Annotated in this window: 20 protein-coding genes and 1 pseudogene; 7 read left to right on the top strand and 14 right to left on the bottom strand. The window is 70.3% G+C overall.

The window, feature by feature from the left end:
* Positions 1 to 3 precede the first annotated feature (3 nt).
* The 3 genes from BM140_RS02560 to BM140_RS02570 form a co-directional block, all read right to left on the bottom strand.
* Positions 4 to 348: a diacylglycerol kinase gene (locus BM140_RS02560; RefSeq protein WP_091941605.1), complete on the bottom strand. Its 345-nt coding sequence runs from the start codon at positions 346 to 348 to the stop codon at positions 4 to 6.
* Positions 345 to 1,394 (bottom strand): AbrB family transcriptional regulator, encoded by a 1,050-nt coding sequence (locus BM140_RS02565; RefSeq protein WP_091941758.1) that lies wholly within the window; start codon positions 1,392 to 1,394, stop codon positions 345 to 347. The genes BM140_RS02560 and BM140_RS02565 overlap by 4 nt, the downstream gene beginning before the upstream one ends.
* Before the next feature lie 83 nt (positions 1,395 to 1,477).
* Positions 1,478 to 1,921, bottom strand: coding sequence for a PACE efflux transporter (locus tag BM140_RS02570; protein WP_091941607.1), 444 nt, complete (start codon positions 1,919 to 1,921; stop codon positions 1,478 to 1,480).
* A 90-nt stretch (positions 1,922 to 2,011) separates the two neighbouring features.
* On the opposite strand from BM140_RS02570, the gene BM140_RS02575 reads away from it, so the two are divergent.
* Positions 2,012 to 2,896 (top strand): LysR family transcriptional regulator, encoded by an 885-nt coding sequence (locus BM140_RS02575; RefSeq protein WP_091941609.1) that lies wholly within the window; start codon positions 2,012 to 2,014, stop codon positions 2,894 to 2,896.
* Positions 2,897 to 2,905: 9 nt separating this feature from the next.
* Here the strand turns inward: BM140_RS02575 and BM140_RS02580 are convergent, their stop codons facing one another.
* Positions 2,906 to 3,856, bottom strand: a complete 951-nt coding sequence (locus tag BM140_RS02580; RefSeq protein ID WP_091941611.1) for a LysR substrate-binding domain-containing protein — start codon at positions 3,854 to 3,856, stop codon at positions 2,906 to 2,908.
* Positions 3,857 to 4,002: 146 nt separating this feature from the next.
* Between BM140_RS02580 and BM140_RS02585 the strand changes: the two genes are divergently transcribed.
* Complete coding sequence (locus BM140_RS02585) at positions 4,003 to 5,589, top strand: catalase (RefSeq protein WP_091941613.1); 1,587 nt, start codon at positions 4,003 to 4,005, stop codon at positions 5,587 to 5,589.
* A gap of 142 nt (positions 5,590 to 5,731) precedes the next feature.
* Here the strand turns inward: BM140_RS02585 and BM140_RS02590 are convergent, their stop codons facing one another.
* From BM140_RS02590 to ybeY, 4 genes are all read right to left on the bottom strand, one after another.
* The gene (locus BM140_RS02590) at positions 5,732 to 6,424 is read right to left on the bottom strand and encodes a BA14K family protein (protein ID WP_091941615.1); all 693 of its coding nucleotides are present in this window, start codon (positions 6,422 to 6,424) and stop codon (positions 5,732 to 5,734) included.
* Between the two features lie 172 nt (positions 6,425 to 6,596).
* Positions 6,597 to 8,282 carry an apolipoprotein N-acyltransferase gene (gene lnt, locus BM140_RS02595; protein ID WP_091941617.1) on the bottom strand — a complete coding sequence of 562 codons (1,686 nt, stop codon included), beginning with the start codon at positions 8,280 to 8,282 and terminating at the stop codon, positions 6,597 to 6,599.
* A gap of 25 nt (positions 8,283 to 8,307) precedes the next feature.
* Entirely contained in the window at positions 8,308 to 9,450 is a 1,143-nt protein-coding gene (locus BM140_RS02600) for a hemolysin family protein (protein WP_091941619.1), read from the bottom strand.
* Between the two features lie 45 nt (positions 9,451 to 9,495).
* On the bottom strand, positions 9,496 to 9,978 hold the full coding sequence (ybeY, locus tag BM140_RS02605) for an rRNA maturation RNase YbeY (protein WP_091941760.1): 483 nt from the start codon (positions 9,976 to 9,978) through the stop codon (positions 9,496 to 9,498).
* A 376-nt stretch (positions 9,979 to 10,354) separates the two neighbouring features.
* On the opposite strand from ybeY, the gene BM140_RS02610 reads away from it, so the two are divergent.
* Positions 10,355 to 12,487 carry a sodium-translocating pyrophosphatase gene (locus BM140_RS02610; RefSeq protein ID WP_091941621.1) on the top strand — a complete coding sequence of 711 codons (2,133 nt, stop codon included), beginning with the start codon at positions 10,355 to 10,357 and terminating at the stop codon, positions 12,485 to 12,487.
* Between the two features lie 469 nt (positions 12,488 to 12,956).
* Here BM140_RS02610 and arsB read toward each other — a convergent pair whose 3' ends face one another.
* Genes arsB through BM140_RS02625 form a run of 3 tightly spaced genes read right to left on the bottom strand, consistent with a single transcriptional unit; the run spans position 12,957 to position 14,819 of the window.
* The gene (gene arsB / locus BM140_RS02615; RefSeq protein WP_091941623.1) at positions 12,957 to 14,024 is read right to left on the bottom strand and encodes an ACR3 family arsenite efflux transporter; all 1,068 of its coding nucleotides are present in this window, start codon (positions 14,022 to 14,024) and stop codon (positions 12,957 to 12,959) included.
* Complete coding sequence (arsC, locus tag BM140_RS02620) at positions 14,021 to 14,467, bottom strand: arsenate reductase (glutaredoxin) (protein WP_091941627.1); 447 nt, start codon at positions 14,465 to 14,467, stop codon at positions 14,021 to 14,023. Before arsC ends, arsB begins: the two co-directional genes overlap by 4 nt.
* Positions 14,460 to 14,819 carry an ArsR/SmtB family transcription factor gene (locus tag BM140_RS02625; RefSeq protein WP_091941629.1) on the bottom strand — a complete coding sequence of 120 codons (360 nt, stop codon included), beginning with the start codon at positions 14,817 to 14,819 and terminating at the stop codon, positions 14,460 to 14,462. Before BM140_RS02625 ends, arsC begins: the two co-directional genes overlap by 8 nt.
* Positions 14,820 to 14,869: 50 nt before the next feature.
* Here BM140_RS02625 and arsH point away from each other — a divergent pair, with 50 nt between their 5' ends.
* The gene (arsH, locus tag BM140_RS02630; RefSeq protein WP_091941631.1) at positions 14,870 to 15,616 is read left to right on the top strand and encodes an arsenical resistance protein ArsH; all 747 of its coding nucleotides are present in this window, start codon (positions 14,870 to 14,872) and stop codon (positions 15,614 to 15,616) included.
* 14 nt (positions 15,617 to 15,630) lie between these two features.
* Here the strand turns inward: arsH and BM140_RS02635 are convergent, their stop codons facing one another.
* The 3 genes and pseudogenes from BM140_RS02635 to BM140_RS02645 form a co-directional block, all read right to left on the bottom strand.
* The gene (locus tag BM140_RS02635; protein WP_091941633.1) at positions 15,631 to 16,401 is read right to left on the bottom strand and encodes a potassium channel family protein; all 771 of its coding nucleotides are present in this window, start codon (positions 16,399 to 16,401) and stop codon (positions 15,631 to 15,633) included.
* A gap of 10 nt (positions 16,402 to 16,411) precedes the next feature.
* Positions 16,412 to 17,653 (bottom strand): Na+/H+ antiporter NhaA, encoded by a 1,242-nt coding sequence (gene nhaA / locus BM140_RS02640; RefSeq protein WP_091941635.1) that lies wholly within the window; start codon positions 17,651 to 17,653, stop codon positions 16,412 to 16,414.
* 137 nt (positions 17,654 to 17,790) lie between these two features.
* Positions 17,791 to 20,299: pseudogene (locus BM140_RS02645) on the bottom strand (PAS domain-containing protein).
* Positions 20,300 to 20,746: 447 nt separating this feature from the next.
* Here BM140_RS02645 and BM140_RS02650 point away from each other — a divergent pair.
* Genes BM140_RS02650 through BM140_RS02660 form a run of 3 tightly spaced genes read left to right on the top strand, consistent with a single transcriptional unit; the run spans position 20,747 to position 23,686 of the window.
* Positions 20,747 to 21,664 carry an aldo/keto reductase gene (locus BM140_RS02650; protein WP_091941637.1) on the top strand — a complete coding sequence of 306 codons (918 nt, stop codon included), beginning with the start codon at positions 20,747 to 20,749 and terminating at the stop codon, positions 21,662 to 21,664.
* Positions 21,654 to 22,379: an NADPH-dependent F420 reductase gene (locus BM140_RS02655; RefSeq protein WP_091941639.1), complete on the top strand. Its 726-nt coding sequence runs from the start codon at positions 21,654 to 21,656 to the stop codon at positions 22,377 to 22,379. Before BM140_RS02650 ends, BM140_RS02655 begins: the two co-directional genes overlap by 11 nt.
* Positions 22,376 to 23,686: an NTP/NDP exchange transporter gene (locus BM140_RS02660; protein ID WP_091941641.1), complete on the top strand. Its 1,311-nt coding sequence runs from the start codon at positions 22,376 to 22,378 to the stop codon at positions 23,684 to 23,686. Before BM140_RS02655 ends, BM140_RS02660 begins: the two co-directional genes overlap by 4 nt.
* Positions 23,687 to 23,690: the final 4 nt, after the last annotated feature.

Below are 23,690 nucleotides of genomic sequence, written 5' to 3' on the forward strand. Positions count from 1 at the left end.
CGTTCAGAAACGATCGATCACGGCCGCAGCCCAGACCAGGGCGGCGATCGCCTGCGTCAGGAAGGCGCCCGCGGACGCCAGATCCTTGACGACGCCGATGCGCGCGTGCCGGCCCGGATGGAGATGGTCGCACAGCTTCTCGATGGCCGTATTGAGGAACTCGGCCCCGAGCATCAGCAGCAGGCTCGCCAGCAGCGCGACCCGGACCCAGAGCGAGCCGCCGAGGATCAGCGCCACGGGGACGCCAAGGGCCAGCAGCACCAGTTCCAGCCGGATCGCCCGCTCGGTACGGGCGCCGTGGACGATCCCGCGCCAGGAATTCAGGAAGGCGAGCCAGAGCGCCGTCATGGTCGAGCCTCCGGAGCCGAACGGGCGATCCAGCGGGCGAGGATCGGCCCGGTGAGCAGCACGACGAACAGGCGCAGGGTCTGCACCGCCAGGACGAAGGGCACGTCCACCTTCGAGCCGACCGCGATGATCGCCACCGAATCGAGCCCGCCGGGGCTCGTGGCCAGGAAGGCGGTGAGGTAGTCGATGGCGAGCAGACCGGTCAGGCCCCAGGCCCAGAGCGCGCAGATCGCCACCATCGCCACCGTCGCGGCGAGCACGCTCGGCAGCGCATGCAGCACCGTGCGCACGGTGGCTTTCGTGAAGCGCAGGCCGACATACCAGCCGATGCCGGCATAGGCCGCCGCCAGCAGCGGCTCGGGCAGGGCAAGCGAGGCGAGGCCGGCGGCATGGAGGCCGGCGCCGAGCAGCATCGGCCCGATCAGCGCCGCCGAGGGCAGGCGCAGCAGGGTCGCGACCCCGGCCCCCACCACCGCGATGGTGAGCGTGGCCGCGACCGAGAGCGGCGCGGGCGAGGGCTGGCCGGGTGCAGCATCGAGCGCGCCCCCATCGGCCAGGAGGCGCGCCGCGAGGGAGGCCGAGATCACGACGATCGCGACCCGCACATATTGCATGAAGGCGACGAGGCGGGCGTCCGAGCCGTGATCCTCGGCCATCGCCACCATGGCGGCGGCCCCGCCCGGCGAGGAGCCCCAGGCCGCCGTGGTGCCGGGCAGCACTTGGAAGCGGGTGAGCACGATGCCGACGCCGGCCGCGACCGCCACCGTGACGAGGACGACGGCCAGGATGACGAGGCCGTCCTCGTGCAGCGTCCGGGCGATCTCGCCGGTCGCCGAATGCGCCACGAGGCAGCCGACCAGTGCCTGCGCCGCGAGGAACCCGAGCCGCGGCACCCGGATCGGCGCGCCGCGCACGCCGAAGAGGATCGCGACCAGCATCGGCCCGAGCAGGAAGGCGGCGGGAAAGCCGGCATGGCTCAAGCCCCAGCCGAGCAGGCCGGAGGCCGCGACGAGCGCCGCCCAGCCCAAAAGTTGCGGTCTGTCGATCAAGGGGGAGTGCGCCGAGGAGAAGAGGCGGCCCCGGCGCTACACCGCTTCGGCGCGTCTGTCACGGCGCGCCGCGGACGGGGTCAGCGCGACGGTTGCGCCGCGGCCCCCTCCCAGCCCCGCAGGGGAAACACCCGGTCGTAGGCCAGATTGAAGAGGAAGGCGTAGGCCACGTAGAAGGCCGCGATGGCGAGATCCATCACGAGCGCCTGGGCGAGGCCGATGCCGAGATACCACGCGATCGGCGGCAGCAGGATCACCAGCAGCCCCGCCTCGAACAGCAGGGCGTGCCCCACCCGCAGGGCCAGGCTTTTCTGCGTGTGCCCGACGAGGCGCTGCATCGCGTGGTCGAAGCCGAGATTGTAGACATAGTTCCACGCCGTCGCGGCGAGCGCGCTGCCGACGCCGATCACCCCCATATCGGCGGTGTGCAGGCCGAACAGCACAGTTCCGAGCGGAACGATGAGGGCGAGGCCCAACAGCTCGAACAGGATGGCGTGGCGGATACGGTCGCGCGTGCTGCGCATGGTCTGGCCCTCGAACGAGAGAATGTGTTCGCGGCGTTCTATCTGCGATACCCTGGGCGGCAAGTTAGGACGTATCGATAAGACAGATAGATGGCCGTCTCGCTCGACCAGCTCCAAGCCTTCGTCGCGGCCGCCGAGGCCGGCTCGTTTTCCGGCGCCGCCCGGACGCTCCGCAAGGCGCAGTCGGCCGTCAGCACCCAGGTGGCCAATCTCGAGACCGATCTCGGGGTGGCGTTGTTCAGCCGGGCCGGGCGCAACCCGGTGCTGACCCCGGCGGGGGAGCGGCTGCTTCTGGAAGCCCGCGTCGTGCTCGACCGGCGCGAGCATCTGATCGGCGTGGCCCGCAGCCTCGAACAGCGGGTGGAGAACCGCCTCGTCGTGGCGATCGACGAGATCTATCCCGAGCACGCCCTGGGTGCCCTCTTCGCCGACTTCGCGAAGCGCTTCCCCTTCGTCGAGCTGGAACTGCTGTTCCCGCTGATGGAGGATGTCAGCCGCATGGTGCAGTCGGGCGCGGCCGATCTCGGCGTGATGTGGCGCCAGGAGGTGCTGCCGACCGAACTCGGCTTCCAGACCATCGGCTGGGTGCCGCTCAAGCTCGTCTGCGGGCGCGACCATCCCCTCGCCAAGGCGCGGGTGGAGTGGGAGGAGCTGAAGCGCCATCGCCAGATTCTCGTCGCCGCCCGCAGCGACGGCCCGGAAAAGCGCCGCCTGCGGGTCGCCGCCGAGGTGTGGTGGGTCGAGAGCCACTGGGTGATCCTGGAGATGGTCAAGCACGGCATCGGCTGGGCCTTCGTCACCGACCACGTCATCGCCGCCTCGCAGACCGCGCCGTACCTCGTCACGCCCGACCTGCAATTCGACCAGGGCGACTGGCCGATCGCGCTGGAACTGGTCTGGCACAAGCAACGCCCCTGCGGCCCCGCCGCGGCGTGGCTGCGCGAGCGGTTCGCGGCGGAGCGGATCGGGGGCTGACGGGAGGCCTCAAGCGAGCGCGCCGCCCGCCAATTCCTCCCCCTCCCGAAACGCCCGCGTGCTCGCGGGCGCATGAGTTCGAAAGAACGCGGCGAGCGAGGCCAACCCCGCCGCCCGCGGATCGCTGGAGCGCCACGCGAGCGCCACCGTGCGGCCGGGCCCCTCCCCCTCGAAGGCGCGGGTGACGGTGAGCCCGCTCGGGTCGGGGCCGGCGGGGACGGCGAGCGCCGGGATCAGGGTGTAGCCCGCCCCCGCCGCCACCATCGAGCGCAGGGTCTCCAGGCTGGTGGCGTGGCGCCCGACGGCCCGCGGCGCGCCGCAGGCCGCGATGGTCTGGTCGCGCAGGCAATTGCCCTCGTCCAAGAGCAGGAGGTCGGGCCCGCCGACCGTGTCGGCCCGCGGCGGCGCGCCTTGCGCCAGCGGGTGATCGACCGGGCAGGCCAGTCGAAACGGCTCGACGAAGAGCGGCGACAGCGTCAGTCCCGAGGCCGCCACCGGCAGCGAGAGCAAAGCCGCGTCGATGCGCCCGTCGCGCAACCCGTCGAGGATCTCGGCGGTCCGCGCCTCGGAAAGCGCCAGCGTCAGCAACGGGAATTCTTGGCGCAGGAGCCGCAGGATCAGGGGGAAATAGTAGGGCCCGAGCGTCTGGATCGCGGCGAGCACGAGCCGCCCGGTCAGCGGCGAGCCGCGGCCCTCGACGGCCAGCGCCAGCAGGCGCTGCGCCTCGGCCAGCACCACGCGGGCCTGCCGGACGATCCCCTGCCCGGCGAGCGTCAGGAGCACGCCGCGGTTGGACCGTTCGAACAAGGCCAGCCCCAGATGGTTCTCCAGTTTGCGCACCTGCACCGAGAGCGTCGGCTGGCTGACGTTGCAGCGCTCGGCGGCGCGGCCGAAATGGCCCTCGTCGGCCAAAGCCACGACGTATTCGAGGTCACGGAGCGAGAGACCGGAGAGGTTCATAGCCTGCATCTATCACGCTCTTTGTGACGATGCATTTGCCAATGGGTCATCCAGCGGTCATACCGGCAACCCAGAACGGTTCCAGGCTATTGTCTCGCCCCACGGGGCCGGGCCGCCCGCCGTTCCACCCGAGGAGAGAGTACCGCATGAGCGAGAACCGCCCGATTCTGACGACCCGCCAGGGCCATCCGGTCCGCGACAACCAGAGCACGCGCACGGTCGGCGAGCGGGGACCCGCCACCCTCGAGAACTACCAGTTCATCGAGAAGATCACCCATTTCGACCGCGAGCGCATCCCGGAGCGCGTCGTCCACGCCCGCGGCGCCGGGGCGCACGGCTATTTCGAGGCCTACGGCAAGATCGGCAACGAGCCGGCCTCCAAGTACACCCGCGCCCGCGTGCTGAACGAGACCGGCGTGAAGACCCCGGTCTTCGTGCGCTTCTCGACCGTGGCCGGCGCCAAGGAGAGCCCTGAGACCGAGCGCGACCCGCGCGGGTTTGCCGTGAAGTTCAAGACCGTCGAGGGCAACTGGGACCTCGTGGGCAACAACCTCAAGGTCTTCTTCATCCGCGACGCGATCAAGTTCCCCGACATGATCCACGCGTTCAAGCCGGACCCGGTGACGAACCGCCAGGAGGCGTGGCGCTTCTTCGACTTCGTGGCCCAGCACCCCGAGTCGATCCACATGGTGACGCACCTCAAGTCGCCCTGGGGCATCCCGGCCAACTATCGCGAGATGGAAGGCTCGGGCGTCAACACCTACAAGCTCGTCAACGACAAGGGCGAGGCGGTGCTCTGCAAGTTCCACTTCGAGCCCAAGCTCGGCGTGCGCAACCTGACCTCGGCCCAGGCCTCCGAGATCCAGGCCAAGGATGTCGGCCACGCCACCCGTGACCTCTACGACAACATCCAGGCGGGCAACTTCCCCGAGTGGGAATTCTGCGTCCAGATCATGCCCGACGGCCCGAACGACCACCTGTCGTTCGATCCGCTCGACGACACCAAGCTGTGGCCGGTCGAGGACTTCCCCCTGCTGCCGGTCGGCCGGATGGTGCTCGACCGCGTGCCGGACAACTTTTTCGCGGAAGTCGAGCAGTCGGCCTTCGGCACCGGCGTGCTCGTCGATGGCATCGACTTCTCGGACGACAAGATGCTGCAGGGCCGGACGCTGTCCTACTCGGACACGCAGCGCTACCGCGTCGGCGCCAACTACCTCCAGTTGCCGATCAACGCGCCGCAGCCCGGCGTGAAGGTCTACTCGAACCAGCGCGACGGCCAGATGGCCTATGCGGTGGACGGCACCGGCAAGAACAAGCACATCAACTACGAGCCCTCGACGCTCGGTGAGGGCCTCGCCGAGGCACCGAAGAAGACCGAGTACCACCAGCCGGTCGAGGGGCGGCTCGGCCGCTACCAGACCTCGCGCACCGAGGACGACTACACCCAGGCCGGCGTGCGCTACCGCTCGTTCCAGGACTGGGAGCGCGACGACCTGATCGCCAACCTCGTCGCCGACATGAAGCAGTGCCCGGAGCCGATCCAGCTGCGGATGGTCTGGCACTTCTGGCATGCCGACGAGGATTACGGCCGCCGCGTCGCGGAAGGCGCCGGGATCGATCTGGAGAAGGCCAAGGCCCTTCCGCCGCTGCCGGGCCGCGCCGCCCCGGGCAAGCGCCTGAAGGCCGAGACCTATGCCGACGGCACGCAGGCCCACAAGGTCGCCGCCGAGTAACCGATCCCGACACCTCTCGGGCGGTCCGCGGCCCGAGGGAGCATGAAAAGGAAAACCCCGCTCGACCGTAAGGTCGGCGGGGTTTTCCTTTTCGGTTCGGGCGATGGGAAGGCCGGCGGGCGCCGGCCTCCCGTCCGGTCGGTTACGGGCAGGAGCGGCGGATGCCGCCCTTGCCGATATAGGTGCCGGTGGCCGGGTCGTAGGTCTTGAAGCGGCGGGCGCAGTACTCGTCGTCGCGGGTGGGCGCGGCTTCGACCACCGTCTCGGTGCCGTAATAGCCGGCCGGGGCGTAGTAGCCGTTGTCGTAATAGCCGCCGTAGCCGTAGCCCGGATAGCCATACCCGGCGCCGTAGCCGAGGGCGGCGCCCGTCGCGAGGCCGAGCCCGAGGCCGAGACCCACGCCGCCGTAGCCGTAGCCGCGACCGCGGTTCCAGCCGCGGCCATAGCCGTAGCCGTAGCCGGGGCGGTTGTAGCCGTAGCCGGCGCCATATCCGGGGCGCCCGACGCCGTATCCGGCTCCGTAGCCGCGACCCGCGCCGATGCCGTTGCCGGGGATGCCCAGCGCGCCGGCCTGACCGAGGCCGATGCCGGGACGGCCATAGCCGCCGACGCCGGCATTGCGCGCGAAGCCCGCATTGCCCTGGAAGCCGCCGCCGCCGACCCGGCCGATGCCGCCGCCACCGCCGAAGCCGCCGACCCGGCCGCCGCCGGCACCGATTCCGAGGGCGCCGCCACCGCCGAGGCCGACGCCTGCACGACCCTGCGCATCCGCGCTGGCCGGCATGAAGGCCAGCGCGCCGACCAGGGCGGCCGAGGCCGTGAGAATACGCTTCATGGTGAGGTTTCCCGTCTCTAGAGGCCGCGTGATGCGGTCCCGTGACCGGCCGCGCCTCCCATTGACGGTTGAAACGCCCGAGAGCGCGTTGGGCTCCAACGGCTAAGTGTCTCAGTCGATTGATAAGTGCTGGGATTAAATCCGGGGCTGCCGGAATGATCGGATCGTCGCGTCAGGCGCGACGGCGGGCCATCAGCGCGAGGCCGAGGCAGGCGAGCAGGCCGAGCCCGAAGGATGCATCCCCGAATCGCGCGTAGAGGGTGCGGCCCGGCAGCCGCTGGGGCAGCGCGGAATCGAGCACGCCCTCGCTGCCGAGCGGCAGGCTCGCCAGGATACGACCGTGGCCGTCCACCACCGCCGAGATGCCGGAATTGGCGTCGCGCACCAGCGGCAGCCCCTCCTCCACCGCCCTGAGCCGCGCCTGGGCGAAGTGCTGGCGCGGGCCCGGCGTGTCGCCGAACCACGCATCGTTGGTGAGGTTCAGGATCAGGCCCGGCACCGCCGGGGCCGCCTCGGGCGCGGCGGGCGGCAGGATCGCGCCGGGAAAGATCGCCTCGTAACAGATCGTCGCCGCCACCGGCGGCAGGCCCGGGACAGAGAGGATGCGCTGGCCCTCGCGGCTCCCCGGCGTGAAGCCGCCCGGCACCGCCACGAACTGGCGCAGGCCCACCGCCCGCAAGGCGGCGTCGAACGGCCCCGGCAGATACTCGCCGAAGGGCACGAGATGGACCTTGTCGTAGACCTCGCCGATCCGCCCGCCGGGGCCGATGGTCAGGATCGAGTTGTGGAACACCGCGTTCTCGCGGGTCAGCGGCTCGCGCCCCCGCGCCGCGCCGGTGACGAGCTGCTTGCCCTCCGGCAGGGCCGCGCCGATCCGCCCGAGCGCCTGGGGATCGCGCTGGATCAGGAACGGGAAGGCCGATTCCGGCCAGATCAGGTGGGTGACGTCACTGATGCCGGTGCGCTCCGGCGAGAGCGCCCGGTCGCTCATCTCCAGATATTTGCCGACGATCTCGTCACGCATGTCGGCGCGGAAGCGGGCGTCCTGCGGCACGTTGGGCTGGATCAGCCGCAGGCGCACGCCCGCCACCGTCGGATCGGGCGAGGCCGGCAGCCGCAAGGCGCCGTAGGCGGCGAGTCCGGCCAGGGCGACGAGCGCCACGAGCGAGGGCGCGGTGCGTCCGCGCGCGGTCGTGCCGGTGGCCAGCGTCGCGGGCGCCGCGGCGATCAGGATCGCCAGCAGCGTCAGCCCATAGAGGCCGATGACCGAGGCCGCCTGCATCGTCCACAGATTGGAGCCCAGCGCCATGCCCAGCGTGTTCCAGGGAAACCCCGTGAACAGATGCCCGCGCAGCCACTCGGCCCCAGCGAGGCCGAAGGCGAGCGCGGCGATCCGCGCCGGCCCGCGCGACCACACCAGCCGCGCGGCGGCGAATCCCACGGCGAAGAACAATGCGAGCACGGCGGGCAGGCCGAGCACGCCCAGCGGCATCGCCCAGGCGAACTGGTCCGCCTCCACGAGGAAGGCGGCGCCGAGCCACCACAGGCCCGCGGTGAAGTAGCCGAAGCCCCAGGCCCAGCCGATCCAGGCGCTGCTCTGCAGCGTGCGCCGGAGCGAGCCGCCGACGCTCGCCCCGTCGATCAGCCAGACCGCGACGCTGAGCGAGACGATGAGCGCCGGAAACAGCCCGTAGGGCGGCATCGCCAGCGCCCCGAGGGCCCCTGCCGCGACGGCGAGCCCGAACCGGCCCCAGCGGTGGCTGAGGATGACGCGATGCGCCAGCCCGTCGAGCAAACCGACGCGCGCCGCATCCGGGCGCGAAGCCTCACCGGCCACGCGGGCGGAACGCGCTGTCATGACCGGCTCACGGCTCGTCTTTCGATCAATGGCCGGATTCGGCGGCCTGGGGCCCGTCCGTCACGGCTGAGCGCGGCGGCGGCAGGGCGAGCGGGACCACGGTGCTGATCTTGGCCGGCGCCCGCTGGAGCTTGATCCGCTTCACCCGGCGGGGATCGGCGTCGAGCACCTCGAACTCGATGTCGCCGGGGCCGGCGATCACTTCGCCGCGGGACGGCACCCGGCCGGCGAGCGTCACGATCAGGCCGCCGATCGTGTCGATCTCCTCGGCCATCTCGCCGACCGCCGCGACGAGGTCGACGCCGGTGATCTCGGCCACCTCGGCGAGGCCCGCGCGGGCATCGGCCACGAAGGCCTCCGACTCGCCCTCCAGGCGGTGGATCAGATGGCCCTCGGCCACGTCGTGCTCGTCCTCGATGTCGCCGACCACCATCTCGATCAGGTCCTCGATCGAGATCAGGCCGTCGGTGCCGCCATACTCGTCGATGACCAGCGCCATGTGGGTGCGCGTCGCCTGCATCCGCACCAGCAGGTCGATCGCCGGCATGGAGGGCGGCACGAACAGGACGGGGCGCTGGATGCGGGTGGAGGCGAGCGTGGCCGAGAGATCGACCTTGCCGAGATCGAGCCCGCGGAGCGCCCGCGACGCGGGCTGGCGCCGGGGCCGGGGGGCGGGCTTGGCCTCCGCGGTCGCGTCCGGCGCACCGGCACTCGCCGGCGCGGGCGGGGCGCGGCGGGGGGCGGCCTCGGCCTTGGCGGCGAGGTATTCGACGAAGTCGCGGATGTGGACCATGCCGCGGGGGTCGTCGAGCGTCTCGCCGTAGACCGGCAGGCGCGAATGGCCGGCGGTGCGGAACAGCTTGAGCAGGTCGCTGAGGCTGGTCTCGACGGCGACCGCGACGATGTCGGCGCGGGGCACCATCACGTCGTCGACCCGCACCTTGTGCAGGCCCAGCACGTTCTTGAGCATGGCCCGTTCGAGGGGCGAGAACGCGTCCTCGCCGGTATCGGGCTCGGCCAGCGCCTCCTCGATGCCGGCGCGCAGGGAATCGCGCTGGCGCAGGTGGAAGACGCTGAGCAGACGATCGTACCACGCCTCGCGAGGCGGCGGTTCGGCGTCGGCGGTCGGCGCGGCAAGGGCCGCGCCGCGACTTCGGTCGTTGGTCATCGGTCTCTGTGTCGGAGGGATCGGGACGGCCGGATCGGCCGCGATTCAACCCTCGTAGGGGTCTGGGATGTCGAGGGTGCGAAGGGCGGCGACTTCGAGCGCCTCCATGGCCTCGGCTTCCGCCTCGCCGGTCTCGTGGTCCTGTCCGAGGAGGTGAAGGGTGCCATGGACCAGGAGATGGGCGAGATGATGCGCCAGCGGCTTCGACTGCTCGCCAGTCTCGCGCACGAGCGTCTCATACGCAAGGACGACATCGCCCAGCGGGCGCGGCGCGCCGGGATGGGAGGGTTGCGCGGGCGCCGGGAAGGAGAGGACGTTGGTCGCGTTGTCCTTGCCGCGCCACGTGCGGTTCAATTCCCGCACCGCCGCGTCGTCGGTCAGCAGCACGCTGACCTCGACCGGCCCGGCCGGCGAATCGGGGGCGATGGCGAGCCCCGCCTCGACGGCACGGATCGCGAAGGCTTCGAGGTCGGGGATCGCCTCTTCCCAACGGGAATCCTCGACGGCGACGTCGATCTCGGCGTCGATCTCGGTTTGGCTCACAGGTCGGTCGGCCTTCGGGGTTGCGCGGGCGGACCCGTTTAGCACCGCCGCCGCCCGCGCGCGACCGCTCGCCGGTGCTTGGCGTCGCTGTCGATGCGATAGGTCTGAATTCTTCTCATTTCATAAGACAAAACACCTTTGTGCATCGCAAATATTGCATCGCACAAAGTAAAATTCTGTAATTATCGTTCAACTTCGCCGCCGAAACGGGTTTCGCTCGCGCCGGGCGTTTGCGCTCCACGCTGAAGTTTGGCAATCAAGTTCCGCTCTTTCAGGGAGGGCGCCGAAGACCCGAGCAGCACGTCCCGTGGCCATCCCGGCCAAGCTCGGAAAACCACAATCAAAATCCAAGGACGCACGAATGACCGCACTCTTGCTGATCATCGTGGGCGGGCTCTGCGCCGTCGCCTACGGTGTCGTGACCATCCGCGACGTGATGCGACGGGACGCGGGAACACAGCGCATGCAGGAGATCGCAGGCGCCATCGCCGAGGGCGCGCAGGCCTATCTCAAGCGCCAGTACCTCACGATCGGCCTCGTCGGCATCCTCCTGTTCGGGCTCCTGGCCTACTTCCTCGGAATCAAGGTCGCCATCGGCTTCCTGATCGGCGCGGTGCTCTCGGGCGCGGCGGGCTTCATCGGCATGAACGTGTCGGTGCGCGCCAACGTCCGTACGGCGCAGGCCGCGACGCAGTCGCTGGGCGGCGGGCTCGACGTGGCGTTCAAGTCGGGCGCGGTCACGGGCATGCTGGTCGCCGGCCTCGCGCTGCTCGGTGTGGCCTTCTACTACCTCTATCTCACCCGCGGCGCAGGGCTGGCGCCGGGCAGCCGCGAGGTGATCGACGCGCTGGTCGCCCTCGGCTTCGGCGCCTCGCTGATCTCGATCTTCGCGCGCCTCGGCGGCGGCATCTTCACCAAGGGCGCCGATGTCGGCGGCGACCTCGTCGGCAAGGTCGAGGCCGGCATTCCGGAGGACGATCCGCGCAACCCGGCCACCATCGCGGACAATGTCGGCGACAATGTCGGCGACTGCGCCGGCATGGCCGCCGACCTGTTCGAGACCTACGCGGTCACGGTGGTCGCCACCATGGTGCTTGCCGCGATCTTCTTCGCCGGCAACGCCGCCGTGCTCGAAACCATGATGATCTACCCGCTCGCCATCGGGGCGGCCTGCATCGTCACCTCCATCGCCGGCAGCTACGCGGTCAAGCTCGGCGCCAACCAGTCGATCATGGGCGCGCTCTACAAGGGCCTGATCGCCGCGGGCGTCCTCTCGGTCGCCGCCATCGCGGCGGTGAACTTCGCCCTGTTCGGCGGCTTCTCGACCACCTTCACGACGAACACCGGCACGACCTTCTCCTCGGGCGCCCTGTTCGGCTGCGCGGTGCTCGGCCTCGTCATCACGGCGCTGATCGTCGTCATTACCGAGTACTATACCGGCACGAACTTCCGCCCCGTGAAGTCGATCGCCGAATCCTCGGTCACCGGCCACGGCACCAACGTGATCCAGGGTCTGGCGATCTCGCTCGAATCGACCGCGCTGCCCGCGATCATCATCGTGGCGGGCATCATCGCCACCTACGCGCTCGCCGGCCTGTTCGGCATCGCCATCGCGGTGACCGCCATGCTGGCGCTCGCGGGCTTCATCGTGGCGCTCGACGCCTTCGGCCCGGTCACCGACAACGCCGGCGGCATCGCCGAGATGTCCGGCCTGCCCTCCGACGTGCGCAAGGCCACCGACGCGCTGGATGCGGTCGGCAACACCACCAAGGCGGTCACCAAGGGCTACGCCATCGGCTCGGCGGGGCTGGGCGCGCTGGTGCTGTTTGCCGCCTACACCTCGGACCTGAACTACTTCATCGCCAATGCCAGCCCGACGCAGTACCGCTTCTTCCAGGGCGTCACCGTCGATTTCTCGCTCTCCAACCCCTACGTCGTGGTCGGCCTGCTCTTGGGCGGCCTGATCCCGTTCCTGTTCGCCGGCATGGCGATGACGGCGGTGGGCCGCGCCGCCGGCGCCGTGGTGGAGGAAGTCCGCCGCCAGTTCCGCGAGAAGCCCGGCATCATGCGGGGCACCGACCGGCCCGATTACGGCCGGGCCGTCGACATGCTGACGCGGGCGGCGATCAAGGAGATGATCATCCCCTCGCTGCTGCCGGTTCTGATGCCGGTGGTGCTGTTCTTCGTGATCCAGGCGATCGCGGGCAAGGGGCAGGCCTTCGCCACGGTGGGCGCCTCGCTGCTCGGCGTGATCCTCACCGGCCTCTACGTCGCGATCTCGATGACGTCCGGCGGCGGCGCCTGGGACAACGCCAAGAAGTACATCGAGGACGGCCACCACGGCGGCAAGGGCTCGGACGCCCACAAGGCTGCGGTGACCGGCGACACCGTCGGCGACCCCTACAAGGACACGGCCGGACCCGCCGTGAACCCGGCGATCAAGATCACCAACATCATCGCCCTGCTGCTGCTGGCGATCCTGGCCCACGCCTGACGCGTGACAGAGCCTGTGCTCTGCGTCCGGATCCCAACGTTCCGCATTGCAGCAACCTCGAGCATCGTCCTGGATATCGGATCCAGGACGATGCTCTCCGTTGTTGTGCCCCATCGTCTCTTTCCGAAAGCCGGTTTCCAGCTTTCGGGACGATGCACTTGAGTGACGGAGGGCCGCCTCGCGACGGCGGCCCTTCGACGTGACGGCCGAGACAAATCGAGTCCTCTGCGGCTCGGCAGGGCGGCAGCCTCCGGCCACGTGCCCCACGAGGCAGATGCCAAGCCGACATTCGCAAATCGGCCGCTGCCGACAGGCCGATGGATAGGCCCCCCGTCCACCCCGGTGAGCGGCCCACCCGTGTCGACGGCCATGGCCCCGGCGAGCACCGCCGGCAGCTGGAAGGACCCACCGCGGGCGAGGTTCTCCACCGCGGGCCCAGGCGGAAAGGAGGAGGCGGCGGCTGCGCTTCTCAGACCTCACGGGCGGCGGGCTTCCGCACCGCCCCCTTGGCCGCCGCTCCGCGCTCGTACCACCCCTGGGAACGGTTCACGATCCACACGACCGACAGCATGACCGGCACCTCGATGAGGACGCCGACCACGGTGGCCAGCGCCGCGCCCGAGTTGAAGCCGAACAGGCTGATGGCGGCGGCCACCGCGAGCTCGAAGAAGTTCGAGGCGCCGATCAGCGCCGAGGGGCCGGCGACGCAGTGCGGCTCGCCGGCCGCGCGGTTCAGGAGGTAGGCCAGCCCCGAGTTCAGGTAGACCTGGATCAGGATGGGCACCGCGAGCAGGCCGATCACCGCCGGCTGGGCCAGGATCTGCTCGCCCTGGAAGCCGAACAGCAGCACCAGGGTGGCCAACAGCGCCACCAGCGAGACGGGCCCTAGCGTGCCAAGCAGACGGTCAAGCGCCGGCTGGCCGCCCCCTGCGAGCAGGCTCCGGCGGACCAACTGCGCAATCACCACAGGAATGACGATGTAGAGGACCACCGACAGCACCAGCGTCCCCCAGGGCACCGTGATCGCCGAGAGCCCGAGCAGCAGGCCGACGATGGGGGCGAAGGCCACCACCATGATTGTGTCGTTGAGCGCCACCTGGCTCAGGGTGAAGTGCGGCTCGCCCCGGGTCAGGTTCGACCAGACGAACACCATGGCGGTGCAGGGCGCCGCCGCCAGGATGATGAGCCCGGCGATGTAGCTGTCGACCTGGTCGGCGGGCAGGGAGGGCCGGAACAGGTACCCGATGAACAGCCAGCCGAGCGCGGCCATCGAGAGCGGCTTCACCGCCCAGTTGACGAACAGCGTCACGCCGATGCCGCGCCAGTGCCGGCCGACGTGTCCAAGGGAGGCGAAGTCGATCTTGAGCAGCATGGGGATGACCATGAGCCAGATCAGGACCGCCACCGGCAGGTTCACCTTGGCGATCTCTGCGGCGCCGACGGCGTGGAAGAACCCCGGCATGACGTGGCCGAGCGCGATGCCGGCCACGATGCAGAGGGCGACCCAGAGGGTCAGGTAGCGTTCGAAGGTGCTCATGGGGCCTCGGCGGTGGCGACGCGGCGGCCGTGCCCGTCGACGACGCGCTCGCCGTCCTCCTTCACGAACTCGCCCCGCTGGGCGGGCAGCAGGTCCAGCACCGCCTCGGAGGGCCGGCACAGGCGCACGCCCTTCGGGCTCACCACCAGCGGTCGGTTGAGCAGCACCGGATGGGCCTCGACGGCGTCGAGGAGTTGGTCGTCGGTCAGCGTCGGGTCGGCGAGGCCGAGCTCGGCGTGGGGCGTGCCCTTCTCGCGCAGCGCGTCGCGCACCGTGAGGCCGGCGCGGGCGAGCAGTTGCTTGAGGAGCGCCCGGCTCGGGGGCGTCTTGAGATACTCGACCACGTGCGGCTCGACCCCCGCGTTGCGGATCATCGCCAGGGTGTTGCGGGACGTGCCGCAGGCGGGATTGTGGTAGACGACGACGTCGAACGCCTCAGGCATGGGCGGTGTCTCCGGTGGGGCAATCGCAGGCGGACAGGGCGGCGGCGACGGGGGCGCAGACCTCCGGTCGGCCCTGGCAGCAGTCGCGCATCAGGAAGGCGATCAGGTCGGACAGGCCGTCATAGGCGGCGCTGTAGATGACCGACTTGCCCTCCCGCCGGGAGGTGATCAGCCCGGCATGGGAGAGCTCCTTCAGGTGGAAGGACAGGTTGTTGCCGGCGACGCCGACCTCGCTCGCCAGCACGCCGGCGGCGAGACCGTCCGGCCCGGCGGTGACGAGGGCGCGCACGACCCGGAACCGATGCTCCTGGCCGAGGGCCGCGAAGGCGGCGAGGGCTTGCCGTTCTTCCATGGAATGACCTACATATCAACGAACGTTGAATCGTAGAGAGGTCTAGCGCCTTGGACAAGCCCCAGCAGCCGTTCGCCGACGGGATGCCGAATGTTTCCGAGGCGCACTTCGCGGTGCCGACTTCCGAGCAGGTGGAGGCGTCGGTGCCGTTGGCGCACGCGCCCCGCTTCCTGATCCTCTACGGGTCGCTCCGGGAGCGGTCCTTCAGCCGCTTCCTGGCCTATGAGGCGGCGCGCCTGCTGGAAGCGATGGGGGGCGAGGTACGGATCTACGACGCGCACGGCCTGCCGCTCCCCGACGACGCCGCGGCCGATCACCCGAAGGTGCAGGAACTGCGAAACCTCTCGATCTGGTCCGAAGGGCAGGTCTGGGTCAGCCCGGAGCGACACGGCAACCTGACCGGGGTGATGAAGGCCCAGATCGACTGGCTGCCGCTCAGCGAGGGCTCGGTGCGCCCGACGCAGGGGCGGACGCTCGCGGTCATGCAGGTCTCGGGCGGATCGCAGAGCTTCAACGCGGTCAACAGCCTGCGGGTGCTCGGGCGCTGGATGCGGATGGTGACGATCCCGAACCAGTCGTCGGTGCCGATGGCCTACAAGGAGTTCGACGATGCCGGCCGCATGAAGCCGGGGCCGCTCTACGACCGCGTGGTCGATGTCTGCGAGGAACTGATGAAGTTCACGCTCCTCACCCGCGGGCGGGCCGACTATCTCGTCGACCGCTACTCCGAGCGGAAGGAGCGGGAGCCGGAGCGGCTGCAGGCGGTGGCCGCCGATATCGGGTTCGCGAGGCGCTGAAGCCGGGCTCCGGCTCAGTTCGCTCCCTCGTCGGGGATGTTCAGGAGATGTCCGCAGGCCTTGCAATGCACGGCGTCCGGCTCGTGGCGCTGCAACCCGCAGGCGGTGCAGGGGAAGCGCACCTTGTAGGGCCGGAACACCACCTGGGCGAGGCGGAAGAACAGCGTCACGCCGCAGATCATCACGAAGACCGACAGCAGCCGGCCCGTCGTCCCGGGCAGGGTGATGTCGCCGTAGCCGGTCGTCGTGAGCGACGTCACCGTGAAGTACAGGGCATCGACGGGCGTCCGGATCGCCGGGTTGCCGCCGTGCTGCGTGGCGTAGACGATCCCGGTCATGACGAAGACGAACACTACGAGGTTCGTGGCGGCCAGGATCGCCTCCTCGTTGCGGCGAAACAGGTCGCTGTCGGCCCGCAGCCGCTCCAGCAGATGGTAGGTGCGCAGCAGGCGCAGCGTCCGCAGGATGCGCAGGAATCCGACGCCCTCGACGACGACGGGCGCGAGGAACGAGGCGACGGCCACGAGGTCCGTCCACGTGCTCAGATGCCGGAACTCGCGCCAGGGGGCGCGGCTGACGAGGAGGCGGGCGGCGAAGTCGGCCAGGACGCAGGCGCCCACCGCCACGTCGGCGGCGACGATCCAGGGCGACAGCGGCAGGAACGACGTGACGATCACGAAGGCGATGGTCGCCACGTCGAACACGAGCAGGGCGTAGCGGAAGCGGTGTGCGCCGGGCGTGTCGCCCTCGTAAAGCTCCCGCAGCGTCGCGGAGGGCGTCGTCATCGAAGGTCGGTCACGGGGATCGGGAGCGGGATCCCGCTTCGTCCGGGCCGGCTGGGCGCCGGGACGGGGCGAGCCGCAGCACCAGCGCCCCGGCCGCCATGCAGGCCAGCGAACCCATCAGCACCCCGACCTTGGTCTCGGCCTCGAGCTCCGGGGCGTTCGCGAAGGCGAGCAGGCCGATGAACAGGCTCATGGTAAAGCCCACGCCGCAGAGGAGGGAGACGCCGTAGACCTGCGCCCAGGTCGCGTGAGCCGGGCGCTGCGCCAGCCCGAGCCGCACCGCGGCGAGGACGAGGCCGAACACGCCGACCTGCTTGCCCACGAAGAGCCCGAGCGCCACGCCGAGCGTCACCGGATCGAGCAGCATGTGCGGCGTGATCCCCGCCAGCGACACGCCCGCGTTGGCGAAGCCGAAGATCGGCAGGATCAGGTAGGACGACCAAGGATGGACCGCGTGCTCGAGGATGTGCAGCGGCGAGGTCGGGTCGTCCGGCTTGCCGACGCTGAGGCGCAGGGGGATCGTCAGGGCCAGCAGCACGCCGGCGATGGTCGCGTGGACGCCCGACTTGAGCACGAACACCCACAGCACGACGCCGAGCAGGAGGTAGGGCCACAGGCGGGCGACGCCGGCCTTGTTCATCCCGTAGAGGAGCGCGAGCGTGACCGCCGCGCCGCCGAGCATCGGGAGCGACAGGTCGGCGGTGTAGAACGCCGCGATGATGAGGACTGCCCCCAGATCGTCGATGATGGCCAGCGCCGTCAGGAAGACCTTGAGCGAGACCGGCACCCGGGACCCGAGCAGGGCCAGCACGCCGAGGGCGAAGGCGATGTCGGTGGCGGCCGGGATCGCCCAGCCCCGCAGGGTCTCGGGCGAGTTCCAGTTCACGGCGGCGTAGACGAGGGCCGGGGCCGCCATGCCGCCGAGCGCGGCCAGCCCCGGCAGGACGCGGTCGGGCCAGGTGCGCAGGCGCCCGTCCAGAACCTCGCGCTTGATCTCCAGCCCGACGAGCAGGAAGAACACCGCCATGAGGGCGTCGTTGATCCAGTGCAGGACCGACAGGGGGCCGACATAGGCCTTGAGCGCGGAAAAGTAGGTGTCCGCCAGGGCCGAGTTCGCCACCACGAGCGCGAGCGCCGCACTCGCCATCAGGACGAGGCCGCCGCCGGCCTCGCTGGTGAGGGCGTTGCGCAGGGCTGAGAGGGGACGGCGCGCAAGCCGGGGCGCGGCGCGGGAGGGCGATGACACGGGCATGGGTCTCCGGCGCTGGCGGCCCGACCAGCGCGCATCCTGCCGGTCCGACCCACGAACCGCGCACCCTGCGCGGGCTATCGCATCGAAGTCCGCCGGTGACAACCCGAGCCGCACCGGGCGCGCCGACGCGACCGTCTTCAGCCGACGCGACCGTCCGCCCGTTTGGCCGTCATGTGCCGCAGGATGCGCGCCAGCTGCTCGGCCGAGTACGGCTTGTGCAGGAGTTCGAAGCCCTCCGCGCCGTCCTGCGCCAGGACGTGGCTGTAGCCCGAGGTCAGCAGGACCGGCAGGCCGGGGAAGCGGCGGCGCAGGTCCTTGGCGAGGGCGATGCCGCCCATGCCGGGCATGACCACGTCCGAGAAGACGGCGTCGAATCCGGCCGCGTCCGTCCCGAGCCTGTCGAGCGCGTCCTCGGCGTTGACGGCCCAGGTCGTGCGGTAGCCGAGGTCTTCCAGGATCTGCGTGGCGAAGCGCCCGACATCGAGGTTGTCCTCGACGACGAGGACGGACTGGCCCATCCCCATGGGCGATCCGGGTTCGGTCTCGGGGCCGTCGGGGGGGGCGCCGCTCGGGGGCGACGAGGATCTCGGGCAGGTAGAGGGTAAAGGTCGTGCCCCGGCCGAGACCGGTCTCCACGTCGACGTCGCCGCCCGACTGCTTGGCGAACCCGAAGACCTGGCTCAGGCCCAATCCGGTCCCCTTCCCCACCGCCTTGGTGGTGAAGAACGGCTCGAAGATGCGTCCGAGTTGCTCCGGCTCGATGCCGCTGCCGGTGTCTTGCAGCGAAACCGCCACGAAGGCGCCCTCGGCGCCGGCATGGCCACGGATCGGCGGCAGGCCGGCCTTGCGCGACAGGCGCAGGGTCAGGGTGCCCTCACCGTCCATGGCGTCCCGGGCATTGACCGCCATGTTGACCAGGGCGGTCTCGAACTGGCTCAGGTCGGCCTTCGCGAAGCAGGGCTCCCCCGGGATCGCGACGTCCAGGCGGATGCGCGCGCCGGTCACGGTGTCGAGCATCTCGGCCACCGCGCGGAGGCGCTCGCCGACCTCGAACACCTCGGGCTTCAGAGCCTGGCGTCGCGCGAAGGCCAGGAGCTGCCCGGTGAGCTTGGCCGCCCGGTCGACCGTGTCGGAGACGGCGTCGAGGTAGCGTCTCTTGCGCGCCTCGGGCAGTTCCGGCCGCCTCAGGAAGTCGACGGACGAGCGGATGATGGTCAGCAGGTTGTTGAAATCGTGCGCCACGCCACCGGTCAACTGGCCCACGGCTTCCATCTTCTGCGACTGCCGCAGGGCCTCCTGGGTGCTGGCGAGTTCGGCCTCGGCGCGCAGGCGCACGGAGACGTCCTTGGCGAAGTGGAAGGCGCCGACGATGCCCCCGTCGGCGCCGCGCAGGGGGGAGTAGGAGACCTCCCAGCAGGGCTTGGCCAGGTCCGGGTCGCCGAACGCCTCGGTGACGGTGAAGACCTCGCCCGTCAGGGCCCTGGCCATCAGCCCGCGCATGAGGGTCGCCTGATCCGCGGGGAACTGGTCGGGGAACACGTCGCCGAGCCGCACCCGGCGCCCGAAGATCCGGAAGAACGCGTCGCTGTGCGCCTGATTGAATGCGATGAGGCGGTAATCCGTGTCGAAGGCGCAGATCGGGGCGGCGCTCGATTCGATCATGTCGCGCGAGAGCCTGAGTTCGGCGGTGCGCTCCGCGACCTGCCGCTCCAGATCCTCGTTCAACGACCGCAGCGCCTGGGCCCCGGCGCGGCGGCCGCTCTCGGCCCGGAAGCGGTCCGTGATATCCCGTGAGATGGCGACGAGCTTCGTCGCGCCGTCCTCCTCGGAGACGAACGGGGCGAAGCTCACCTCCCACCAGCGCGGCTCGCCCTTCGCCGTCGGACAGTAGCCCTCGATGCGGACGGTCTCGCCCGCGGCGGCACGCCGGGCGGCGTCACGCAGCTTGACCTGCTCGTCCGCCGGCCAGAGCGCGGCATATTCCGCGCCGAGGACGTCCTGAACGCAATCGATCTGGTTGAGCACGGCCCCGCGGGCGCTCATGAACTCGAGCACGCCGTCAGCGGAGAGCACCTTCACGCAGTCCGGACTGGCGGCCAGCACGCCTCTGACGAAGCTCTCGCTGCGCCGAAGGGTGTCGCCGTCCACGAGCCGGCGATGGGCGTCGAGGTGAAACCCGATCAGGTCGGCGAACGACTTGAACATGCCCACGACGCCGGGGTCGCTGATCCGGGCCGGCCGCGGGTCGATGGCGCAGAGGGTGCCGAAGAAGGTGCCGTCGGGCAGCCGGATCGGCATCGAGACGTAGCTCTGGAACCCGTACAGCGCCGGGGTGGGATGTTCGCGGTAAGCCGGATCCTCGGCGACGTGGTCGATCACGACCTCCGTGCCGCTGCCGCGAATCTCGTTGCAGATGGTCGTCGCGAGCGGAAGCTCGTCCCCAGGCCTCAGCCCGAAGCCGATCCCATCCTTCACGCTGCAAGCGACCCACCGGTCCTCCGTGACCCGGGCGACGGCGGCGAACCCCATGCCGGTCGTGCGGCAGACCACGTCGAGGATGGTCGGGATGGCCGCGATTCCCTCGACGGCGAGCACGTCCGCCGGGATCCCGGTCGGGCCGGACGGACCCGGGACGTGGCTGTTCATGGAGCATCCGCCGGTTGAAGGACGAGGCCCGGCGGGGCTGCGGCGCCTCTTGGTCGCGCTCGATCGGAGCGCGCAGGCCGGCCCTCGCGCCCGCGCGGGCGTCCGCGTGACGCCCGCTGGCGACCTGCACCCGGATCGGGCCCTGGAGCGCGTGGGTCAGCGCGATGGTGTGGGCCGGGGTCTTCACATAGGCAGCGGTCGCAGATGACGGCGAGGCTGTCAAAAGTCGTCAACGCCCTTTCCTGTGCAGGCCCTCGGACCGGGGGAGGGACGACACGTCCAGCCGCCGCGAAATTCGGGCCCGTGGGACGACCGCCGCCGAAGCGGCCTGAGGTCGGATCGTCGCGAAAGGCCACGGCTCGGTCGTCATTCGCGGCATCGTGCCTCCCGTGCCCCTTCCCCGCCTCCTGCCCTATCTCGGTCGGGCACGCCCGCGAAGGAGGCCCCATGTCGATCTCCCGCCGAACGCTTCTGCACGGGGCGGCGCTCGCCGCCGCCGGTGCCGCGTGGAGGGGGCCGCGCCCTGCCCGCGCCGCCGAAGAGGCGCCGATCGTCCGGCCGATTCCCTCCACCGGCGAGCGGCTGCCGGCCATGGGGATCGGCACCTCGCGCCGCTACGAGGTCGCGGTGACGCCGGAGGCGACCGCGCCCCTGCGCGAGGCAGTGGAGCGCTTCGTCGCCCTCGGCGGCACCGTCATCGACACCGCGCCGAGCTACGGCACCGCCGAGGACGTGCTCGGCCTGATCCTCGAAGGGCTTCGCGAGAAAATCTTCCTGGCCACCAAGGTCGCGGCGACGGGACGCGCGGCGGCCGAGGCCGAGACCGAGCGCTCGTTCAAGCGCCTGCGGACCGACAAGATCGACCTGATCGCCGTCCACAACCTGATCGATACGGAGAGCAATCTCGCGATCCTGCGCGGCCTGAAGGAGAAGGGCCGCATCCGCTATGTCGGCGTCACGGTCTGGCGCGACGACCAGTTTTCGGAGCTGGAAACGGTCCTGAAGCGCGAAAAACTCGATGTCCTGCAGGTCAACTACGCATTGGACAGCCGCAAGGCCGCCGAGCGCATCCTGCCGCTGGCCGCCGAGCGGGGCGTGGCCGTGATGGTCAACGTGCCGTTCGGGCGCGACCGGCTGTTCACCGCCGTGAAGGGTAAGCCGCTGCCGGACTTCGCGAAGGAATTCGGCTGCGCGAGCTGGGCGCAGTTCTTCCTCAAATACGTGCTGGCCAACGAGGCCGTGACCTGCCCGATCCCCGGCATGGCCAAGGCGCAATACGTCGAGGACAACATGGGGGCCGCCCGCGGGCGCCTGCCGGACGCCGCGGAGCGGCGCAAGATGGAGGCCTTCATCGATGCGGTCTGACTTTTTTGGGATTTTCCCGCGACGCGGCGTCCTCGCGGCTCTGCTGTGCACGCTCGCGCTGCCCGCTATGGCGCAATCCGAAAACCCCAGAAGAATCGGGATCGTCGGCGCCGGCAATATCGGCGGCACGCTCGGGCGGCTGTGGCTCAAGGCGGGCTACGAGGTGTTCTTCGCCTCCCGCCATCCGGAGGAGTTGAAGCCGCTGATCGACGAACTCGGCCCCAAGGCGCGGGCCGGCACCCCGGCCGAGGCGATTGCCTTCGGCAACGCCGTGCTGATCGCGGTACCCTACAAAGCCTATCCCGAGCTGGGACGTGAGAACGCCGCCGCGCTCAAGGACAAGGTGGTGATCGATGCCGGCAACGCCGTGAAGGCGCGCGACGGCGCCATCTACGACGAGGTGGAGAAGAACGGGATCGGCGCGGTCTCGGCCCAGTACCTGCCCGGCGCGCGAATCGTGCGGGCCTTCAACGCGGCCAACTACAAGATCTTCCTCAAGAACGCGGGCCGGCCCGAGCCCCGCATGGCGGTGCCGATCGCGGGCGACGACCCCAAGGCGCTGGAGACGGCCCGGACGCTGGTGAGCGATGCCGGCTTCGACCCCGTGGTCGTGGGCGAACTGGAATCGGCCAAAAAGTTCGCGATGGGCTCGCCCGGCTTCGGCCACGATCTGTCGGCCCCGGAACTGAAGGCGAAGCTCGGGGTCGCGCCTTGAGCCTGTCCGCCCGGCTCGCGCGCCTCGTCGATGTGCGGCCGGGCGAGGGGCCTGCGCTCGCCTGGTCCTGGGCCTACATCTTCGTGCTGCTGGCCAGCTACTACGTGCTGCGGCCGATCCGCGACCAGATGGGCGTGGCGGGCGGGCTCGAGAACCTGCCCTGGCTGTTCCTGGCCACGTTGATCGGGATGCTGGCGCTCAACCTGCCCTTCGCGTGGCTGGTCAAGCGCCTGCCCCGCGCCCGCTTCGTGCCGCTGACTTACCGCTTCTTCATCCTCAACATCCTGATCTTCGCCGGCCTGATCGCGGTCACCGAGGGCGAGGCGGCGCTCTGGGTGGGCCGCGCCTTCTTCGTCTGGCTGTCGATCTTCAACCTGTTCGTGGTCTCGATCTTCTGGGCCACGATCGTCGACGTGTTCACCACGGAGCAGGGCAAGCGCCTGTTCGGCTTCATCGCGGCCGGCGCGACGCTCGGGGCCATCTGCGGCTCGGCGGTGACCGCGACGCTCGCCCGTGAGGTGCCGACCTGGGTCCTGCTGATCGCCGCGGCGCTGCTCCTCGAGGCCGCGGTCTTCGCCATGCGGGGCCTGTCCGGCATCATCGGGCGCCTGCACGCGGTGCCGGAGGCGGCGCGCGCCGGAGAGACCATCGGCGGCGACGTGTGGGCCGGCATCCGGCGGACCCTCGCCTCGCCCTACCTCCTCAACATCGCGCTGTTCCTGATGCTGTTCTCGGTCACCGCGACCTTCCTGTATTTCGAGCAGGCGGCGGTGGCCAAGCGCAGCTTTTCCGACAAGGGCGCGCAGACGGCGTTCTTCGCCACCGTCGATCTCGCGGTGAACGCCCTGACGCTCGGCGTGCAGCTGTTCTTCACCGGCCGGATCGTGAAGCGGCTCGGCGTCGGCGTGACGCTCGCGCTCCTGCCGTTTGCCAGCATCGTCGGGTTCGCCGCGCTCGCGCTGTCGCCGACGGTGGGCGTGGTCGTCGTGATCTACGTGCTGCGCCGGGCCGGCAACTTCGCCATCGCCCGGCCGATCCGCGAGGTCTTGTTCACGGTGGTGCCGCGGGAGGACCGCTACAAGGCGAAAAGCTTCATCGACACCGTGGTCTATCGGCTCGGCGATCAGGTCGGTGCGTGGGCCCATGCCGGTCTGTCGGCGCTCGGCTATGGCGGCCACGCGGCGGCGATCGTCGCCGTGCCGCTCTCGGCGGCCTGGCTCGCCAACGCGCTCTGGCTCGGCCGGGCGCAAGCCGTGCGGCAAGGGGAGGCCCTCCCCCCGGCTGGCCGGGGAGAGAGCGTGCCGTGAGCGA

Source organism: Methylorubrum salsuginis (assembly GCF_900114375.1).
In the GTDB taxonomy this organism is placed as follows: domain Bacteria; phylum Pseudomonadota; class Alphaproteobacteria; order Rhizobiales; family Beijerinckiaceae; genus Methylobacterium; species Methylobacterium salsuginis.

Bases quoted from the DNA above. Each gene is read 5' to 3' on its own strand.
- lnt (WP_091941617.1), bottom strand. From the start codon at position 8,282: ATGACAGCGCGTTCCGCCCGCGTGGCCGGTGAGGCTTCGCGCCCGGAT.
- nhaA (WP_091941635.1), bottom strand. From the start codon at position 17,653: ATGCCCGTGTCATCGCCCTCCCGCGCCGCGCCCCGGCTTGCGCGCCGT.
- BM140_RS02650 (WP_091941637.1), top strand. From the start codon at position 20,747: ATGTCGATCTCCCGCCGAACGCTTCTGCACGGGGCGGCGCTCGCCGCC.
- BM140_RS02560 (WP_091941605.1), bottom strand. From the start codon at position 348: ATGACGGCGCTCTGGCTCGCCTTCCTGAATTCCTGGCGCGGGATCGTC.
- BM140_RS02585 (WP_091941613.1), top strand. From the start codon at position 4,003: ATGAGCGAGAACCGCCCGATTCTGACGACCCGCCAGGGCCATCCGGTC.
- BM140_RS02635 (WP_091941633.1), bottom strand. From the start codon at position 16,401: ATGACGACGCCCTCCGCGACGCTGCGGGAGCTTTACGAGGGCGACACG.
- BM140_RS02655 (WP_091941639.1), top strand. From the start codon at position 21,654: ATGCGGTCTGACTTTTTTGGGATTTTCCCGCGACGCGGCGTCCTCGCG.
- BM140_RS02625 (WP_091941629.1), bottom strand. From the start codon at position 14,819: ATGGAAGAACGGCAAGCCCTCGCCGCCTTCGCGGCCCTCGGCCAGGAG.
- BM140_RS02600 (WP_091941619.1), bottom strand. From the start codon at position 9,450: ATGACCAACGACCGAAGTCGCGGCGCGGCCCTTGCCGCGCCGACCGCC.
- arsB (WP_091941623.1), bottom strand. From the start codon at position 14,024: ATGAGCACCTTCGAACGCTACCTGACCCTCTGGGTCGCCCTCTGCATC.
- BM140_RS02610 (WP_091941621.1), top strand. From the start codon at position 10,355: ATGACCGCACTCTTGCTGATCATCGTGGGCGGGCTCTGCGCCGTCGCC.
- BM140_RS02590 (WP_091941615.1), bottom strand. From the start codon at position 6,424: ATGAAGCGTATTCTCACGGCCTCGGCCGCCCTGGTCGGCGCGCTGGCC.
- BM140_RS02580 (WP_091941611.1), bottom strand. From the start codon at position 3,856: ATGAACCTCTCCGGTCTCTCGCTCCGTGACCTCGAATACGTCGTGGCT.
- BM140_RS02570 (WP_091941607.1), bottom strand. From the start codon at position 1,921: ATGCGCAGCACGCGCGACCGTATCCGCCACGCCATCCTGTTCGAGCTG.
- BM140_RS02575 (WP_091941609.1), top strand. From the start codon at position 2,012: ATGGCCGTCTCGCTCGACCAGCTCCAAGCCTTCGTCGCGGCCGCCGAG.
- arsC (WP_091941627.1), bottom strand. From the start codon at position 14,467: ATGCCTGAGGCGTTCGACGTCGTCGTCTACCACAATCCCGCCTGCGGC.